This window comes from Nocardiopsis moroccensis, assembly GCF_055763695.1.
On record NZ_CP199747.1, the window covers coordinates 5,500,797 to 5,517,641 of the forward strand.

Annotated in this window: 14 protein-coding genes; 13 read left to right on the top strand and 1 reads right to left on the bottom strand. The window is 69.9% G+C overall.

The window, feature by feature from the left end; all coding sequences use genetic code 11:
* Positions 1 to 92 precede the first annotated feature (92 nt).
* The 13 genes from ACUKCB_RS24315 to ACUKCB_RS24375 all read left to right on the top strand — a co-directional run bounded on the left by ACUKCB_RS24315 (position 93) and on the right by ACUKCB_RS24375 (position 15,836).
* Positions 93 to 335 carry a DUF320 domain-containing protein gene (locus ACUKCB_RS24315; protein ID WP_473037912.1) on the top strand — a complete coding sequence of 81 codons (243 nt, stop codon included), beginning with the start codon at positions 93 to 95 and terminating at the stop codon, positions 333 to 335.
* 407 nt (positions 336 to 742) lie between these two features.
* The gene (locus ACUKCB_RS24320) at positions 743 to 988 is read left to right on the top strand and encodes a hypothetical protein (protein ID WP_473037913.1); all 246 of its coding nucleotides are present in this window, start codon (positions 743 to 745) and stop codon (positions 986 to 988) included.
* A gap of 335 nt (positions 989 to 1,323) precedes the next feature.
* The gene (locus ACUKCB_RS24325) at positions 1,324 to 2,208 is read left to right on the top strand and encodes a Rossmann-like and DUF2520 domain-containing protein (RefSeq protein ID WP_473037915.1); all 885 of its coding nucleotides are present in this window, start codon (positions 1,324 to 1,326) and stop codon (positions 2,206 to 2,208) included.
* A 148-nt stretch (positions 2,209 to 2,356) separates the two neighbouring features.
* Positions 2,357 to 3,232 (top strand): pantoate--beta-alanine ligase, encoded by an 876-nt coding sequence (panC, locus tag ACUKCB_RS24330; RefSeq protein WP_473037916.1) that lies wholly within the window; start codon positions 2,357 to 2,359, stop codon positions 3,230 to 3,232.
* Between the two features lie 55 nt (positions 3,233 to 3,287).
* A complete protein-coding gene (locus tag ACUKCB_RS24335; RefSeq protein ID WP_473037918.1) occupies positions 3,288 to 5,891 on the top strand; it encodes an L-aspartate oxidase in 2,604 nt (867 codons plus the stop codon).
* A gap of 61 nt (positions 5,892 to 5,952) precedes the next feature.
* On the top strand, positions 5,953 to 6,735 hold the full coding sequence (locus tag ACUKCB_RS24340; RefSeq protein ID WP_473041120.1) for a type III pantothenate kinase: 783 nt from the start codon (positions 5,953 to 5,955) through the stop codon (positions 6,733 to 6,735).
* 93 nt (positions 6,736 to 6,828) lie between these two features.
* Positions 6,829 to 8,328 (top strand): bifunctional lysylphosphatidylglycerol synthetase/lysine--tRNA ligase LysX, encoded by a 1,500-nt coding sequence (gene lysX, locus ACUKCB_RS24345; RefSeq protein ID WP_473037919.1) that lies wholly within the window; start codon positions 6,829 to 6,831, stop codon positions 8,326 to 8,328.
* Between the two features lie 702 nt (positions 8,329 to 9,030).
* On the top strand, positions 9,031 to 9,354 hold the full coding sequence (locus ACUKCB_RS24350; RefSeq protein ID WP_473037921.1) for a LuxR C-terminal-related transcriptional regulator: 324 nt from the start codon (positions 9,031 to 9,033) through the stop codon (positions 9,352 to 9,354).
* A 125-nt stretch (positions 9,355 to 9,479) separates the two neighbouring features.
* Entirely contained in the window at positions 9,480 to 10,061 is a 582-nt protein-coding gene (locus ACUKCB_RS24355; RefSeq protein WP_473037922.1) for an amino-acid N-acetyltransferase, read from the top strand.
* Positions 10,062 to 10,505: 444 nt separating this feature from the next.
* Positions 10,506 to 10,787, top strand: a complete 282-nt coding sequence (locus tag ACUKCB_RS24360) for a hypothetical protein (RefSeq protein WP_473037923.1) — start codon at positions 10,506 to 10,508, stop codon at positions 10,785 to 10,787.
* A 214-nt stretch (positions 10,788 to 11,001) separates the two neighbouring features.
* Positions 11,002 to 11,340, top strand: coding sequence for a histone-like nucleoid-structuring protein Lsr2 (locus tag ACUKCB_RS24365; RefSeq protein WP_473037924.1), 339 nt, complete (start codon positions 11,002 to 11,004; stop codon positions 11,338 to 11,340).
* Between the two features lie 910 nt (positions 11,341 to 12,250).
* The gene (locus ACUKCB_RS24370; RefSeq protein WP_473037925.1) at positions 12,251 to 14,755 is read left to right on the top strand and encodes an ATP-dependent Clp protease ATP-binding subunit; all 2,505 of its coding nucleotides are present in this window, start codon (positions 12,251 to 12,253) and stop codon (positions 14,753 to 14,755) included.
* 502 nt (positions 14,756 to 15,257) lie between these two features.
* Positions 15,258 to 15,836, top strand: a complete 579-nt coding sequence (locus tag ACUKCB_RS24375; protein ID WP_473037926.1) for a DUF3105 domain-containing protein — start codon at positions 15,258 to 15,260, stop codon at positions 15,834 to 15,836.
* Positions 15,837 to 15,864: 28 nt separating this feature from the next.
* On the opposite strand, the gene ACUKCB_RS24380 is transcribed toward ACUKCB_RS24375, so the two are convergent.
* Positions 15,865 to 16,740 (bottom strand): HhH-GPD family protein, encoded by an 876-nt coding sequence (locus ACUKCB_RS24380; RefSeq protein ID WP_473037927.1) that lies wholly within the window; start codon positions 16,738 to 16,740, stop codon positions 15,865 to 15,867.
* Between the last annotated feature and the right edge of the window lie 105 nt (positions 16,741 to 16,845).

Below are 16,845 nucleotides of genomic sequence, written 5' to 3' on the forward strand. Positions count from 1 at the left end.
GGTTGAACACGTTGAGTGTTCACTGTCATACACATCGTCAACGTTATCGACCGGTTGGCGCCCCCGCCCGCCGGTCTGACGGGAGAAAACACATGCTGAAGAAGAGTCTCGCCGCCACGGCCATCGCGGCTGCCGCTGGCAGCGTCCTGTTCGCCGGCGCTCCTGCCATGGCCAACAGCAACGTCTTCACCTCCGGCAATGGCAGCATCCTCGGCGGCAACCAGCTGGTCGCCGACCTGGACGTGCCGATCAACGTCTGCGGCAACGCCATCGCCGTCCTGGGCGTGGCCGGTGCGAACTGCACCGACTCCGACGCCACGGTGAAGAACTGGTAGCAGCCTGACTTCCCGGCCCGGCCGGGCGGGGGTGTCCGGCCGGGGAGTCCCGGCCGAACCGCCCGGACCGGGATCCGTGGGCTTTCTGTGCAGGGGCGCCGCTCCGTGATGACGGGGCGGCGCCCTTACGTGTGTCCGGAACTCCGATTGGCGCCCGGCTGCAACCCCGGCCCGTGGTGACACTGCGTACACGTGGGTATGGCGAAGTCCGGTTCTTTGCCCCGAACGATTCCGGAATGCATCAGCACCCAGTGTGAACATTATTGGATTTTCTGTGATCAATGCAGCTCAGGGCGTATTCACGGAGCTTGTTCGCGGATAGCTTCTGTCTCGGTACCCCCCGGGTGCCACCGAAGAGACACTGCAAGTCCGGCCGGCCCCCGTCCGGACACAGAAGGAGACAAGTAGTGCTGAAGAAGACGCTCGCCGCCGGCGCCGTGGTCCTCGCCTCCGCCGGGGTCCTCCTCTCCGCCGCCCCGGCCGCGGCGCACGCCGGGGCCTGGACCTCGGGCCACGGCGGCTCCGACGTCAGCGGGAACATCGCCTACATCAACGGCGTGGACGCCGGCAACGAGGGCTGCGGCAACTCCAGCGCCGTCCTGGGCCAGTCCCTGGGCTCCTGCTACAACTCCGGGGTGATCATCCAGAACTGACCGGTACCGGCTCCCGGGTTCCGTTTCCCCCGGGGGCCGGCCGCCCGGCGGGGCAGCACCCCTTTCGTCCTCAGCCCCTGCCGGGGCTCCGCGGGACGGGCGCGGGGGTGGGCGAAGGCGCCCACCCCCGTTCGCGTGCCCGGGACCTGCCGCCACGCCGTTCCGGGCCCTTCCCTCGGGGGAGGGGCGGCAGGTCACCGGTCCGGGAGGGCTATCGTGTGCTGGGGCGTCTTCGGTGGGGTGGTGCGCAGCAGGGCGTGCATCCGCCGAACACGGCCCGCAGACCACGGCGCGGGAAGAAACGCACGCGCCGGGACCACGAGGGGACACGGAACATGGAGACGACAGAGGGGCGTCCCGCCCGCCTGCGCGTCGGCGTCATCGGGGCCGGCCGGGTCGGCTCCGTCCTCGGCGCCGCCCTTGCCCGGGCCGGGCACAAGGTCGTGGCGGCCTCGGCGGTTTCCGACGCTTCGGTGGCCCGAGTCACCGAACGCCTGCCCGGAGCCCGGATCCTCGAACCCGCCCGGGTGGCCGAGGCCAGTGACCTCGTCCTGCTGACCGTGCCCGACGACGCCCTCCCCGACCTGGTGGAAGGGCTCGCCTCCACCGGCACCGATCTGCGGGGGAAGATCCTCGTCCACGCCAGCGGAGCCCACGGCTATGGGATCCTCGCCCCCGCGACCGTCGCCGGGGCCCTCCCCCTGGCGCTGCACCCGGCCATGACCTTCACCGGCCGGGACGAGGACCTCGACCGGCTCGCCAACTGCGCGTTCGGGGTGACCGCCCCGGAACAACTCCGGCCCATCGCCGAGGCCCTCGTGGTCGAGATGGGTGCGGAACCGGTGTGGATCGCCGAGGACAAGCGCACCCTGTACCACGCGGCTCTCGCGGGCGGGGCGAACCACCTGGTCACCCTGGTCGCCGACAGCGCCTCCCTGCTCACCGCGGCCGGGGTGGCCGAGCCCGGCCGTATGCTCGCGCCCATGCTCGGCGCGGCCCTGGACAACGCCCTGCGCCTGGGCATCCACGGGCTCAGCGGCCCCGTCCTGCGCGGTGACGCCGGAACCGTGGCCGGGCACGTCGAGCAGCTGCGGGAGAACGCGCCCGAGAGCGTGGCCAGCTACGTCGAACTCGCGCGGCTCACCGCGGACCGCGCCATCAACGCCGGGATGCTCAAACCCGAGGACGCCGCACGCCTGCTCGACGTCCTCAGGCGCTGAACGGCCCGAACCACCCCTCCCGGCACACGGGGCGCCCCGGCCGCAGCGGCCGGTGACCGCGGCCACGACGTCCACCGGGGCCGACACGGGTACCGGGCACGGCCCGGACACGATGCCGACCCGGCAGACCAGCAAGGAGAGTACGACCATGACCGAACCCGCTCCGCGCGAGACCGCCGCGGAACCCCTCGTCGTCCGCACCTCGGAGGAACTGCGCCGGGCCCTGGAGGGTACGGGGCGCGTGGCACTGGTCCCCACCATGGGCGCCCTCCACGGGGGCCACCGCTCCCTCATGCGCCTGGCCCGGACCAGGGCCGAGACCGTGGTGGTGAGCATCTTCGTCAACCCGCTCCAGTTCGGCCCGGACGAGGACCTCGACCGCTACCCGCGCGACCTGCCCGGCGACACCCGGCTGTGCGCGGAGGAGGGCGTGGACATCGTCTTCGCTCCGCGGACCGAGACCATGTACCCCCTCCCGCAGATGGTCAAGGTGGACGCCGGGAGCATGGGTGAGCGCCTGGAAGGCGCCTCCCGGCCCGGTCACTTCACCGGGGTCCTCACCGTGGTCGCCAAGCTGTTCAACCTGGTCCGGCCCGACCTCGCCGTCTTCGGCGCCAAGGACGCCCAGCAGATCGCCCTGGTCCGCCGCATGGTCGCCGATCTCGACCTGCCCGTGGAGATCGTCGGCGCGCCCACCCTGCGCGACCCCGACGGTCTGGCCTCCTCCAGCCGCAACGTCTACCTCTCCGCACCGGAGCGCACCAGCGCCCTGGCGCTGTCCCGGGCGCTGCGCGCCGGCGCCGAAGCCGCGCCCGGAGGCGCTGAGGCCGTCCGCGCGGCGGCACTAGCGGTCCTGGCCGAGGCGGCCGAGGCCGTCCCGCCGGTCGGACTCGACTACCTGGCCCTGGTGGACCCGGCCACCTTCGCCGAGGCCGGAGCCGACCACCGGGGCGAGGCCGTCCTGGCCGTCGCCGCCCGGGTGGGCGCTACCCGGCTCATCGACAACGTGTCGGTGACCCTCTGACTCAGGCCGCTCCCGGCCGGCCGCCCTCCGGCGGCATCGCGGAAAGAGACCCCAGATGAGTTCTGCCAGACAGACCCGGATCGAAGCCCCCGAGCCCGGGTGGACCGTGCACGCCGACGTCGCGGTGATCGGTTCGGGCATCGCGGGCCTGAGCACCGCACTGCGCTACGTCCAGCGCACCGGGGCGGGCCGGGTCGTCCTCGTCACCAAGGACCGCCTCTCCACTGGTTCCACCGCCTACGCCCAGGGCGGCATCGCGGCGGCGATGGCGCCCGAGGACGGGCCCGTCGCCCACATGGTCGACACCCTGCTGGCAGGGGCGGGGCTCTGCGATCCCCACGCGGTCAACGTCCTCGCCACGGACGGCCCCGACGCGTTGCGCTGGCTCATCAACCTGGGCGCCGAGTTCGACCGTGACGACGACGGCGGGCTCTCCCTGACCAGGGAGGGCGGCCACCGCGCCGACCGGGTGGCCCACGCGGGCGGCGACGCCACCGGCGCCGAGATCCAGCGGGCCCTGGTCCAGGCGGTCCTGTCCCAGGAACGGATCGAGGTCGTCGAGCACGCCGTCGCCCTGGACACCCTGCGCGAGGGGGACGAGGGCGCAGTGCGGGGGGTGACCCTGCACGTCATGGGGGAGGGGGAGCGCGACGGCGTCGGCGCGGTCGTGACCCCCGCCGTCGTGCTGGCCACCGGCGGTATGGGCCAGGTCTTCGCCGCCACCACCAACCCGCCGGTGTCCACCGGTGACGGCCTGGCCCTGGCCGCCCGGGCCGGGGCACGCCTGCGCGACCTGGAGTTCATCCAGTTCCATCCGACGGTCCTCTGGCTCGGCCCGCAGGCGCGCGGACGCCAACCCCTCGTCTCGGAGGCCCTGCGCGGGGAGGGAGCCTACCTCGTCGACGCCGGGGGCCGCCGGATCATGGAGGGGGTGCACGAGCTCGGTGACCTCGCCCCCCGCGACGTGGTGGCCCGCACCATCGCCCGGACCATGGCCGCCCAGGGCACCGACCACGTGTACCTGGAGACCCGCCACTTCGGCCGGGCCACCTGGGAACGCCGATTCCCGACCATCCTGGCCTCCTGCCGCTCCCACGGCATCGACCCGCTCACCGAGGCCCTTCCGGTCGCCCCCGCCGCCCACTACGCCTCGGGCGGGGTGGAGGTCGACATCGACGGGCGCACCGGGGTCCCCGGCCTGTGGGCGGTGGGTGAGGTCGCACGCACCGGCGTGCACGGCGCCAACCGCCTCGCCTCGAACTCCCTGCTGGAGGGCCTGGTCTTCGCCGACCGGATCGCCGCCGGCCTCGCACGGGCGGCCGAGCGGGTCCCGGAGCGGTCCCCGGGCGGGGCACCGGTCCCGGGTACGACCGTCCCGCTGGTGGATCCGGCCACCACGGCCACGGTCCGTGCCCTGATGTCCCGCGACGCCGGGGTCCTGCGCACCGGGGAGGGCCTGGCCGGACTCACCGCCCGGCTCGACTCGCTGTCCTGGCCCACCGAACACGTCGCGCCCGACGTGGCCGCCTGGGAGGCCACCAACCTGCTCACCGTGGCCCGCCTCGTGGCCGCCGCCGCACTGCACCGCACCGAGAGCCGAGGTGCGCACCAGCGCGCCGACACACCCGAACCCCGGCCCGAGCTGCGTCTGCGGCCCGTGGTCGTCCGACTGGAAGGGGACACGATCGTGGCCACAGACGAGACCCGGCAGCCCGACCTCCCGTCCGCCCTCGCGGCCGAGCTCGACACCATCGCCCTCCCCCTCGCCGGACCGGGCCCCGCACCCGAGTCCCGCGCCGAGTTCACCCTCCCCTGGACCGCGCCGCACCAGTCGCACGCGGACACCGTCCGCCGGGCCCTCGCCGAGGACCTCACCGCAGGGCCCCGTATCGACGTCACCACCGTGGCGACCATCCCCGAGGACCAGGTCCGCACCGCCCACGTGGTCGCCCGCGCCGACGGCACGGTCAGCGGCCTCCCCCTCGCCGAACTCGTCTTCTGGCTGGTCGCGGAGGGGGCGCTGGAGGTTTCCCGGCAGGCGGGGGACGGCGACTCCGTCAGGCGCGGCGACGTGCTCATGACCGTGACCGCCCGCACCCGGGACCTGCTCACCGCCGAGCGCACCGCGCTGAACCTGCTCACCCACATGTCGGGGATCGCCACCGCCACCCGCACCTGGGTGGACACCGTGGCCGGGACCGGCGCCCGCATCCGGGACAGCCGTAAGACCACACCCGGCCTGCGCGCCCTCGACAAGTACGCGGTGCGCTGCGGCGGCGGGGTCAACCACCGGTACGGGCTCAGTGACGCCGGGCTGGTCAAGGACAACCACGTGGTCGCCGCCGGCGGGGTGGGCGAGGCGGTCCGCGCCGTTCGCGAGCGCTTCCCGGACCTGCCGCTGGAGGTCGAGGTGGACCGGATCGACCAGATCGAGGACGCGCTGGCCGCCGGGGCCGAGGAGATCCTGCTCGACAACTTCACCGTGGAGCGGCTCACGGAGGCGGTGGCCCTGGTCGACGGCCGGGCCCGCCTGGAGTCCAGTGGCGGCCTCACCCTCGACGCGGCCGCGGACGTGGCCCGTACCGGGGTCGACTACCTGGCGGTCGGGGCCCTCACCCACTCGAGTCCCGCGCTCGATATCGCACTCGACCTGTTGTGAGGGACCCGTTTGGTGGAAGATTCCTTTGGTACACACCAATTCGACCAGTGAGGCCCCCAGAATGCTGCTCGCGATCGACGTCGGTAACTCCGAGACGGTCCTCGGTCTCTTCGAATCCGACGATCTTCTCGAACACTGGAGGGTGGGGACCGACACCAGGCGCACGGCGGACGAATGGGCCGTGGTCCTGCGCGGGCTCATCGACGGAAGCTCCCTGAGCAACCTGAACGAGGTCGACGGCATCGCGCTGTGCTGCTCGGTCCCCTCCGTGCAGCACGAGATGCGGGACATGTTCCGCCGCCACTTCGGCGACCTGCCCGCGGTGATCGTCGAGCCCGGTGTGAAGACGGGCGTGCCGATCCGGATGGACAACCCCAAGGAGGTGGGCAGCGACCGGATCATCAACGCGCTGGCCGCCAGCCACCTCTACGGCGGCCCCTGTGTGGTGGTGGACTTCGGGACCGCGACCACCTTCGACGCGGTCAGTGTCAAGGGGGAGTACGTGGGCGGCGCCATCGCGCCGGGCATCGACATCTCGGTGGACGCCCTCTCCCGGCGGGGCGCGCAGCTGCACATGGTCGAGATCGTCAGGCCGCGCGCCGCGATCGCCAGGAACACCACCGAGGCGCTGCGCTCGGGGATCGTCTTCGGCTTCGCCGGACAGGTCGACGGGATCGTGGACCGCATGGTCGCCGAGCTCACCGACAACCCGGACGCCGTCACTGTGGTCGCCACCGGGGGCCTGGCCTCGACGGTGGTGGGTGAGTGCGAGACCGTGGACGTGCACGAGCCCTGGCTCACCCTGATCGGTCTGCGCCTGGTCTTCGAGCGCAACGCCGGCTGACGGTCCGGGGTGGGCGCCAGGGACCGCCCGCCCCGTCTCCCGCTCGTCCGGCCCGGTTCGGCCGGGGTCCGTCGCGCCGGTAGGATCAGGGCCGTGAATCACACGCACGACGACTACGACGACCTGCCCGAACAGATGCGGGTCCGGCGGCAGAAGCTGGACCGTCTCCGGGAGGAGGGCACCGATCCCTTCCCCGTGAACTACCCGCGGACGACGTCGATCGGCCCTGTGCGTGAGAAACACCAGGGCCTTGAGCCCGACACCCACACCGGGGCGAAGGTCGCCATCGCCGGACGCGTCATGCTCTACCGCTCGGGTGGCAAGCTGTGCTTCGCCACCCTGCGCGACGAGACCGGGGACCTGCAGATCATGCTGTCCCTGGACCAGGTCGGCAAGGACAGGCTCGACGCCTGGAAGGCCGACGTCGACCTCGGCGACCACGTGGGTGTGCAGGGCGAGGTCATCACCTCCCGGCGGGGTGAGCTCTCCGTCATGGTGAGTGACTGGACGCTGACGGCCAAGTGCCTGCGTCCCCTCCCGGAGAAGCACCGGGGGCTGACCGACCCCGAGGCCCGGGTGCGTCAGCGCTACGTGGACCTCATCGTCAACCCCGAGTCGCAGCAGATGGTGCGCCGCCGTTCGGCCGCCATCCGGGCCATCCGCGAGGGGCTGAGCGCCCGCGACTACATCGAGGTCGAGACCCCGATGCTGATGCGGGTGCACGGCGGCGCCACGGCGCGTCCGTTCACCACGCACATCAACGCCTACGACATGGATCTCTACCTGCGCATCGCCCCCGAGCTGTCGCTCAAGCGGCTGGTCGTGGGCGGCCTGGAGAAGGTCTTCGAGGTCAACCGGAACTTCCGGAACGAGGGCGCGGACTCCACGCACAACCCCGAGTTCACGATGCTGGAGTTCTACCAGGCCTACGCCGACTACAACGACGTGGCCGAGGTGACCCGCGAGCTCATCCAGGAGGCCGCCCGCGCGGTGTTCGGCTCCACCACGATCGAGCGCGACGGGCAGACCTTCGACCTGGGCGGGGAGTGGCCACGGATCACCCTGTACGGCTCGGTCTCCGAGGCCCTGGGCACCGAGGTCACCCCGCGTACCCCGGTCGAGGAGGTCCGTCGGCTGGCCGAGGCCAGGGGGGTCGAGTTCAGCCACGACTGGGGCCCGGGCAAGCTCGTCGAGCACCTCTTCGAGGAGCTGGTGGAGCACACGCTCATCCAGCCCACGTTCGTGTGCGACTTCCCGGTGGAGACGAGCCCGCTCACCCGTCAGCACCGCGAGGACCCGCTGCTCACCGAGAAGTGGGACCTGATCGGCTTCGGTATGGAGCTCGGTACGGGCTTCTCGGAGCTGGTCGACCCGGTCGAGCAGCGCCGCCGGCTGACCGAACAGTCGCTGATGGCCGCTGACGGCGACCCCGAGGCGATGCAGCTCGACGAGGACTTCCTGCGGGCGCTGGAGTACGGCATGCCGCCCACCGGGGGTGTGGGCGTCGGTATCGACCGCCTGCTCATGGCCTTCACTGGCAAGAACATTCGGGAGACTGTGCTTTTCCCGATTGTGAAGCCCTCCGGGGACTAGACGCGGTCCTTTGCCCTCTGCCGGGAAACGGGAGAGATCGAATCCCGGTAGGGGGAGGACCGAAAGGTCAATTCGGGGCCGTCGCACCTTCGTTGCGACGGCCCCGACGCGTCGGTCCCTGCCTGCGAAGACGTGGCGGAGGGCATGAGACCTGCCTCACTTAACGGTCATACGGAACAAACTCCCAGCCAGAGGCAGATGTCTCCGAGGCCAGAGCGCAGTTTTTCCGTCAGAAGTTCCGTTACCGGGCCCCTGTCTTTGCCGAAGATTGTTTTCGCAGGTCAGGGTGTGAAGATTATTTCCCTTTCGAGGACCCTGTGACACAGGGGTTTTGGGTAATCACGGATGGTGATTTATGGGGCCTTGACGGTATAACCCGCGCCGCCTTAGCGTGCTGTGAGCGGGCTCTGGCCCGCGAGTTTGCCGAAGTGGATCGAGAACAACGGTGAGCAGGGGTCAGGGCCGAGAACGGCCCGAGAACCCACCGCACGCGTGCCCACGGTGTGGTCTGTCCGTCCCAGACCGCAACGCCCGGGGTCGTGTGTCCTTTGTGCTCCCCTCCATCTCCCACCCCTGTGCCAGAGGGGTTCCGGGGGTCGGTCGGGGTGGCCGGGACTCGCCCGCGCCGACAGCCAGTCGGACGCGCTTGATCCGTAGGCGACGAGTTGATGTTCCGCACTCACATGGATGAGGGAGGACGGAGTGGAACAGGCCACACTCGTACGACGTACCGTTGAGGACCAGAACACCCTCGCGCCGCGGGAGCACCGGGAGAACGTGGTTCCCCTGCAGGCCCGTTCGCGTGAGACCACGCTCAACGGCCCCTACCCGCCGGTCGATCTGAGTCACGAGGAGCTGGAGCTGCTCGCCGAGATCGCCACCGGCGTCACCACCGAGGTGGCCGCTCGGCACCTCGAACTCAGCGCCCGGACCCTGCGACGTCGCATTCGCAACATCTGCGACGTGCTGGGCGTGAACACACCCATCGAGGCGGTCGTGTGGGCCGCGAGGCGTCAGCTCATCTGATCTGACGCTTCCCGGCCGCCGCCGGGAGACACCGCGGGCATACCGGCCCAGGAAGCCGCGCATCGGCACCCACCGGACGAAGAGCGTTCCGGTGGGAGGCCGCGTGGGCGTAGTCTGGTCCGGCTATGCCCGTTCGTCATGTCCGGGTCCGCCGCGCCAGGACGCGCGACGTGGCCCATATCCGCCGCCTGGTCGACACCTACTCCGTTGACCGGCGGGTGCTCTCCAAGAGCACGGTCAACCTCTACGAGGACATCCAGGAGTTCTGGGTGGCCGAGGTGGAGGAGGACCCCCCCGAAACCCCGGGCGGCCCCCTCCGGCCGGAGGGCGGGGCCCGTGTGGTCGGCTGCGGCGCCCTCCACGTCCTGTGGGAGGACCTGGCGGAGGTGCGCACCGTTGCGGTGGACCCCTCCCTGCGTGGTTTCGGTGTCGGTCACCGAATCGTGACTGAACTCCTGAACACCGCGCGCGAGTTGGGCGTGCAGCGTGTGTTCTGTCTGACATTCGAGACCGGTTTCTTCGCCAAACACGGCTTTGCCCCGATCCAGGGGACCCCCGTCTCCTTGCGTGTCTACGAGGAACTCCTGCGTTCCTATGACGAGGGTGTGGCCGAATTCCTCGATCTTGAGCGGGTCAAACCCAACACCCTGGGGAACACCCGGATGCTTGTGCACCTGGGTGCCGACTCCGCAAGCGCGCCTGGCTAAAGGATTTGGGCCCCGCATAGGATCCGCTTCCCCTTCCCTCCGCTTCATCGGATCCTCCCGCCGTGCGCGCTTAAGCGCACCGGGTGGTATGGGCGTGGAACAAGGCAGGTAATGTGTACCTGCGTCCGTCCGGATCGTCGGTGGGCCGACGAAGTGGCGATCGGACGTTGCGGATCCCAGTTTTTCCGGATCCCCCGGTGTTCGATCGTCTGAGCGTCAGCGGTCTTCCGTGTGACGGTGCGAGAGCGGACCGGACATTGGCCGTCAGGGGGCTTTGCCGAGTCGTCTTCGGTACGTCCGGTGTCAAACCGGTGGCAAACGATGTCTATGATGTCTGGTATGCGTTTGACCGGCGGTGCCGGAGCGCCATCCCCCAGGGCAGTGCCGACACTGAGTCGGGTATTTGCTGCAATAAGTAACAACCAGGAAGGGTAGGCCGCTTCGATGGGTGACTTTTTGTCATCGGTGCTTCCCCCTGGACTGATCGACGTATTGTCCGCGCTCATCCCGCCGGTGGTAGTCGCGACCGTGTTCTGTGCCTTCGTCATCAAGCTGCTGCGCAAGGAGATGGCGCCGCGGAGGATGGACGGAAGCCTGGTCAGCGACGAGGAGGCCGGCGCGGAAGACACGCGTGACAAGGGCGCGACCAAGGTCGGCGAGACCGAGGCGACGAACGAGACGCCGATTGCCCAGGGCCGGGAACGCACCGAATCCGACGGTCGTTAGCCCCGGGGTCCGACGAACCCGGACCCGAACGCTCCCGAAGCGGGGGGACACGCGTGTGTGCGCCGCTGGCCGCCCCGCGCTGCTTCGGCGACCCCGAATCACGGCGATCCGGATCCGCGCGATTTCTGGCACGCCGGGAATTGTCTTTCGCGTTCTCGCGAGATAGCTTTATATTCAGGTGTGGAGACACCGCTCTTCTGAAAGGTTTGATTCCATGGCACAGAAGGTCCAGGTTTTCCTGGTCGACGACCTCGACGGCGGCGAGGCCGAGGAGACGGTGACGTTCGGTCTCGATGGATCGACGTACGAAATCGACCTCAGCGCGGGTAATGCTGCCAAGCTCCGCGAGGCCCTTACCCCGTTCGTCGAAGCTTCCCGCAAGGCCCCGACGAAGCAGGCTCGTGGCGGCTCCCGGCGTGGAAGCCGGAATGCTCCCAGCCGTGAGCGCAGCGCCGAGATTCGCGCTTGGGCGAAGGCTGCCGGGAAGCCCGTCAATGAGCGCGGCCGTATCCCCGCGGCCATCGTCGCCGAATACGAGGCCGTCAAGGGTTAGGTTTGCCACTGCCCCGGTCGGCCGAAATGTTGTCAGTTCTTGATCAAGATTTCGTCCCGCGGCTTCAGTTCACCGCCCCGAACCCGTACATCCCGAGGCCCGGCTCGACCCGAGCGCCCCATGAGCAAGGACGTTCGAGGTGCCGGAGAACCGCCGGGCCCGGTATCCGCGTGACATCGCGGGCCGGACCGGCCGTGTCCGGCGCACCGGCAGGACCGGTGGTGCCGGAGTGCCTGTGACACCGGGATCCCGCGACAAGCGGGGTGAAGGGGATACTCCGGGGGCGTGAAGCTCTTTCGAGGACGCGGGCCGTGTCGGCGGCCGGGGCGGGCAGGACCCCGTCCACAGCAGCTGTGCCGGCGGGGCGGGTACTGTTGTGCCGCGGTCCGAGGGCCGCGGAGGGGGAGCCCGGGGCACGCGGGGCCGTCAGGCTTCGCCACCGTCGGACCCCGAGGTGTTCCGGGGAGCGTCCGGGGCGGTGCCGCCCCCTCTCGGGGCGCGCGGGGCACGTGACCGTCACCGGACGACGGTCCGGAGCATTTCTGCTTGAAGAACAACACGACTTCGGCTTGTTCGCTAAGAGCCGATAATCCGGCTTACACACGTGCGGCCCGGGCACTCTCGTGATGGATGGGAGTGCCCGGGTCGTTCGCCTTCGGCGTACAGGGAAATCTGACGCGGCAATTGGTAGTTGGATGTTGGGTGAACGCCCTATCGTCGGGGAAAGTCTCTGACACGGACGGCTGCGGTCGGCCGTGCGGAGATGTCCATCCACGTCGGCAGCCGCCGACAGGATGGACGGGTGCGACAGTGCTCCCCGGGGCGGTTATCCCTGTGGGGCCGATATGCGGAAGAGTTGGGTCGGAAAGAACCGTCCCTGCCTGACCGCTCTGTAGAGGAGCGACGAGACATGTTCGAGAGGTTTACCGACCGCGCGCGGCGAGTGGTGGTTCTGGCCCAGGAAGAGGCCAGGATGCTCAACCACAACTACATCGGTACGGAGCACATCCTGCTCGGCCTCATCCACGAGGGTGAGGGCGTCGCCGCCAAGGCTCTGGAGAGCCTTGGTATCAGCCTCGAAGCGGTTCGGCAGCAGGTAGAGGAAATCATCGGGCAGGGCCAGCAGGCGCCGTCGGGGCACATTCCCTTCACCCCGCGCGCCAAGAAGGTCCTTGAGCTGTCGCTGCGCGAGGCGCTTCAGCTCGGCCACAACTACATCGGTACCGAGCACATACTGCTGGGCCTGATCCGCGAGGGTGAGGGCGTCGCCGCCCAGGTCCTCGTCAAGCTCGGAGCGGACCTCAACCGCGTCCGCCAGCAGGTCATCCAGCTGCTGCACGGGTACCAGGGCAAGGAGCCGCAGGCCACCGGGGCCTCCTCCGAGTCCACCCCCTCCACCTCGCTGGTGCTGGACCAGTTCGGCCGCAACCTGACGCAGGCCGCGCGTGAGTCCAAGCTCGACCCGGTCATCGGCCGGGACAAGGAAATCGAGCGCGTCATGCAGGTGCTCTCGCGGCGCACCAAGAACAACCCGGTGCTGATCGGTGAGCCCGGCGTCGGTAAGACCGCCGTCGTCGAGGGCCTTGCGCAGAAGATCGTCAAGGGGGAGATCCCCGAGACGCTCAAGGACAAGCAGCTGTACACGCTCGACCTCGGCGCCCTGGTCGCCGGCAGCCGCTACCGCGGTGACTTCGAGGAGCGCCTCAAGAAGGTGCTCAAGGAGATCCGCACCCGCGGCGACATCATCCTCTTCATCGACGAGCTGCACACGCTGGTCGGCGCGGGGGCGGCGGAAGGTGCCATAGACGCCGCCTCCATCCTGAAGCCCATGCTGGCCCGGGGTGAGCTGCAGACCATCGGCGCGACCACGCTCGACGAGTACCGCAAGTACCTGGAGAAGGACGCCGCCCTGGAGCGGCGCTTCCAGCCGATCCAGGTGGACGAGCCGTCGACCAAGCACGCCATCGAGATCCTCAAGGGCCTGCGCGACCGCTACGAGGCCCACCACCGCGTCTCGATCACCGACAGCGCGCTCGTGGCCGCCGCGCAACTGGCCGACCGCTACATCAGCGACCGGTTCCTGCCGGACAAGGCGATCGACCTCATCGACGAGGCCGGTTCCCGGATGCGTATCCGCCGGATGACCGCTCCGCCGGACCTGCGCGAGTTCGACGAGAAGATCGCGGCCGTGCGCCGCGACAAGGAGTCGGCCATCGACGAGCAGGACTTCGAGAAGGCCGCCTCCCTGCGTGACGACGAGAAGCAGCTGCTCAGCAAGAAGGCGCAGCGGGAGAAGGAGTGGAAGGCCGGCGACATGGACGTCGTGGCCGAGGTCGACGAGGAGCTCATCGCAGAGGTCCTGGCCGCCTCCACCGGCATCCCGGTCTTCAAGCTGACCGAGGAGGAGAGCTCCCGCCTGCTGCGCATGGAGGACGAGCTGCACCGCCGGGTCATCGGCCAGGAGGACGCCATCAAGGCGCTCTCGCAGGCCATCCGCCGTACCCGCGCCGGTCTGAAGGACCCCAAGCGCCCCGGTGGTTCGTTCATCTTCGCCGGTCCGTCCGGTGTGGGTAAGACCGAGCTGTCCAAGACCCTCGCCGAGTTCCTCTTCGGGGACGAGGACTCGCTGATCCAGCTCGACATGTCCGAGTTCATGGAGAAGCACACGGTCTCGCGGCTGTTCGGTTCGCCTCCCGGCTACGTCGGCTACGAGGAGGGCGGCCAGCTCACCGAGAAGGTGCGCCGCAAGCCGTTCTCCGTGGTCCTCTTCGACGAGATCGAGAAGGCCCACAACGACATCTTCAACTCTCTGCTCCAGGTGCTGGAGGAGGGTCGTCTCACCGACGCCCAGGGTCGCAACGTCGACTTCAAGAACACGGTCATCATCATGACGACCAACCTGGGTACGCGGGACATCTCCAAGGGCCAGGCCATGGGCTTCGCCAAGGAGGACGACGCCAACACCAACTACGAGCGGATGAAGGCGAAGGTCAGCGAGGAGCTCAAGACCAACTTCCGGCCCGAGTTCCTCAACCGTGTGGACGACGTCATCGTCTTCCACCAGCTGACCGAGTCGGAGATCTTCCAGATCGTGGATCTGATGATCACGAGCCTGGACGGTCGCCTCAAGGAGAAGGACATGGGCATCGAGCTTCGCCCCAAGGCGAAGAAGGTCCTGTCCGAGCGCGGGTTCGACCCGGTCCTGGGCGCGCGGCCGCTGCGTCGCACCATCCAGCGGGAGATCGAGGACCAGCTCTCCGAGAAGATCCTGTTCGGCGACATCAAGGCGGGTCAGATCGTCGTGATCGACGCCGAGGGCGAGGGCACGGACGCCAAGTTCACCTTCAAGGGCGTTCCCAAGCCCGCCGAGGTGCCGGACACCCCCGAGGTGGAGTCCGCCGCCAAGGGCGAGTAACGCCGCTGACCGGCCACCCGCCGGTACCGGTCCGAGTGTGGACGGGGGCATCCCTTCGGGGGTGCCCCCGTCGGCGTTGCCGGGGCGGGGCGGCCGGGTCGGGGCCGCGGGGCCGGGAGACGCTAGGGTGCCGTCCGTGGCCTATCCAAACGATCCCCGCCAGGGCGGCCCCCAGCCGCCGCAGGGGCCTCCTCCCGGTCCCTCGTTCCCGCACGGCCCCTCAGAGGCGCACGAGGCGCCTCAGGGGCCTCCCGGAGGTCAGGGCCCGCCGCCCGGCTATCCGCCCCAGGGGCCCGCGTTCGGCCCGGGGCAGCCGCAGCAGGGTCCGCCTCCCGGTTACCCGCAGCAGGGGCCTCCGTCCGGCTATCCGCCCCAGGCTCCGCCTCCCGGTCACCCACCGCAGGGTCCGCCCCCGAACTATCCGCCGTACGGTTACCCGGGGGCTCCCGGACCCGCACCCGAACGGAGGTCCGCGGCGCCGTGGCTGATCGTCGGCGGCATCGTGCTCGCGCTGGTCCTGGTGGCGGGTGTGGTCCTCGGCGGGGTGTGGTTGTACGGCTGGTCCGGTAACGGCGTCGCGGCAGGAGGCGGAGCCTCGGAGACCGAGACCTTCGAGGACCTGTCGAGGGAGCACGTGGACACCGGCGAGACCGTCGACTACGAGCAGTTTCCTCCGGTGGGCGGTGAGCACTACGGCTTCTGGCAGAACTGCGGTGTCTACGACGAGCCCGTCCTGACCGAGGCGGCCGTCCACTCCCTGGAGCACGGCGCGGTCTGGATCACCTACGACCCCGCTCTGGATCCGGCCGGGGTCGAGGCTCTGGCCGCCTACCACCTCCCCGGCTCCTACGTCCTGGTCAGCCCGATGGAGGGCCTGCCCTCCGCGGTGGTGGCCACCGCCTGGGGCGCCCAGCTCAGGACGGACGATCCCCAGGATCCGGAACTGGGCGCCTTCCTGCGCGAGTACGAGCAGAGCTCGGAGTCCCCGGAACCCGGGGCGCCGTGCACCGGCGCCTACGACGGCACCCAGGCGGAGTTCGACGCCCAGGGCGCCGGGGCCCTCGAGGAGCGGATGAACTGAGTGCCCCCGCCGGCACACGCCGGTCGTCTCACCCGGGCAGTGCGTAGCGGCCGTCGTCCAGCGGGTCCACCAGGCCGTCGTGGACCAGGGCGTCCAGGGCTCGTTCGCGTTGGACGCGGTCGTCCCAGACCGAGTCCAACGCGTCCTTGGCGACCGGTTCGCGTGAGTCGCGCAGGACGGCGAGAAGCCTGCCGCGCACCTGGCGATCGGTGCCCGCGTAGGTCTGTCCGCGCCGGGGCGGGCCGTCGTAGGCGGGTTTCCCGGCGAGCTTCCAGGCGCACTGCCCGGCGATGGGGCAGTCCACGCAACGCGGCGAGCGCGCGGTGCAGACCAGCGCGCCCAGCTCCATCACGGCCACGCCCCAGCGGACCGCCACCGAGGGGACCGGTGGCAGGAGGGACTCGGCGAGGGCGGTCTCCGCCTTGGTCTGGGTTTTCGGCGGGTACTCGACCCCGGTTTCGGCCCGAGCCAGGACCCGCCGCACGTTGGTGTCCAAAATCGCGTGCCGCTGCCCGTGGGCGAAGCTCGCCACGGCCGCCGCGGTGTACGCGCCGATCCCCGGCAGCGAGAGCAGGGTCGCGTGGTCCTCGGGGACCTCGCCGCCGTGCTCCTCGGTGATGGCGACGGCGCAGGCGTGCAGGCGCAGGGCCCGGCGGGGGTAGCCGAGCCGGTTCCACATGCGCACCGCCTCACCGGAGGGCTCTTTTGCCAGGTGGGCAGGGGTGGGCCAGCGTTCCATCCAGGCCTCCCAGGCGGGGAGGACCCGCACGACGGGGGTTTGCTGGAGCATGATCTCGCTGACCAGGATGGACCAGGGCGAGGCGTGCGGCGCACGCCAGGGGAGGTCTCGGGCGTTGGTCTCGTACCACGCCAGAACCGCGGTGCTGTAAGGGTTATCGCTCATCTTTAACGGGAAATCGGCGGGTTGAGTAGGTGGGTGGCGCGCAAAACCGCAATACTACGGCCCATGGCGTCAAGTACCGGACACCCCGCACCTGTCAGCAAGGAC

Excerpts from the sequence above, each read along its gene's own strand:
- ACUKCB_RS24315 (WP_473037912.1), top strand. The coding sequence starts at position 93 with ATGCTGAAGAAGAGTCTCGCCGCCACGGCCATCGCGGCTGCCGCTGGC.
- ACUKCB_RS24325 (WP_473037915.1), top strand. The coding sequence starts at position 1,324 with ATGGAGACGACAGAGGGGCGTCCCGCCCGCCTGCGCGTCGGCGTCATC.
- panC (WP_473037916.1), top strand. The coding sequence starts at position 2,357 with ATGACCGAACCCGCTCCGCGCGAGACCGCCGCGGAACCCCTCGTCGTC.
- ACUKCB_RS24335 (WP_473037918.1), top strand. The coding sequence starts at position 3,288 with ATGAGTTCTGCCAGACAGACCCGGATCGAAGCCCCCGAGCCCGGGTGG.
- ACUKCB_RS24340 (WP_473041120.1), top strand. The coding sequence starts at position 5,953 with ATGCTGCTCGCGATCGACGTCGGTAACTCCGAGACGGTCCTCGGTCTC.
- ACUKCB_RS24355 (WP_473037922.1), top strand. The coding sequence starts at position 9,480 with ATGCCCGTTCGTCATGTCCGGGTCCGCCGCGCCAGGACGCGCGACGTG.
- ACUKCB_RS24360 (WP_473037923.1), top strand. The coding sequence starts at position 10,506 with ATGGGTGACTTTTTGTCATCGGTGCTTCCCCCTGGACTGATCGACGTA.
- ACUKCB_RS24365 (WP_473037924.1), top strand. The coding sequence starts at position 11,002 with ATGGCACAGAAGGTCCAGGTTTTCCTGGTCGACGACCTCGACGGCGGC.
- ACUKCB_RS24370 (WP_473037925.1), top strand. The coding sequence starts at position 12,251 with ATGTTCGAGAGGTTTACCGACCGCGCGCGGCGAGTGGTGGTTCTGGCC.
- ACUKCB_RS24380 (WP_473037927.1), bottom strand. The coding sequence starts at position 16,740 with ATGAGCGATAACCCTTACAGCACCGCGGTTCTGGCGTGGTACGAGACC.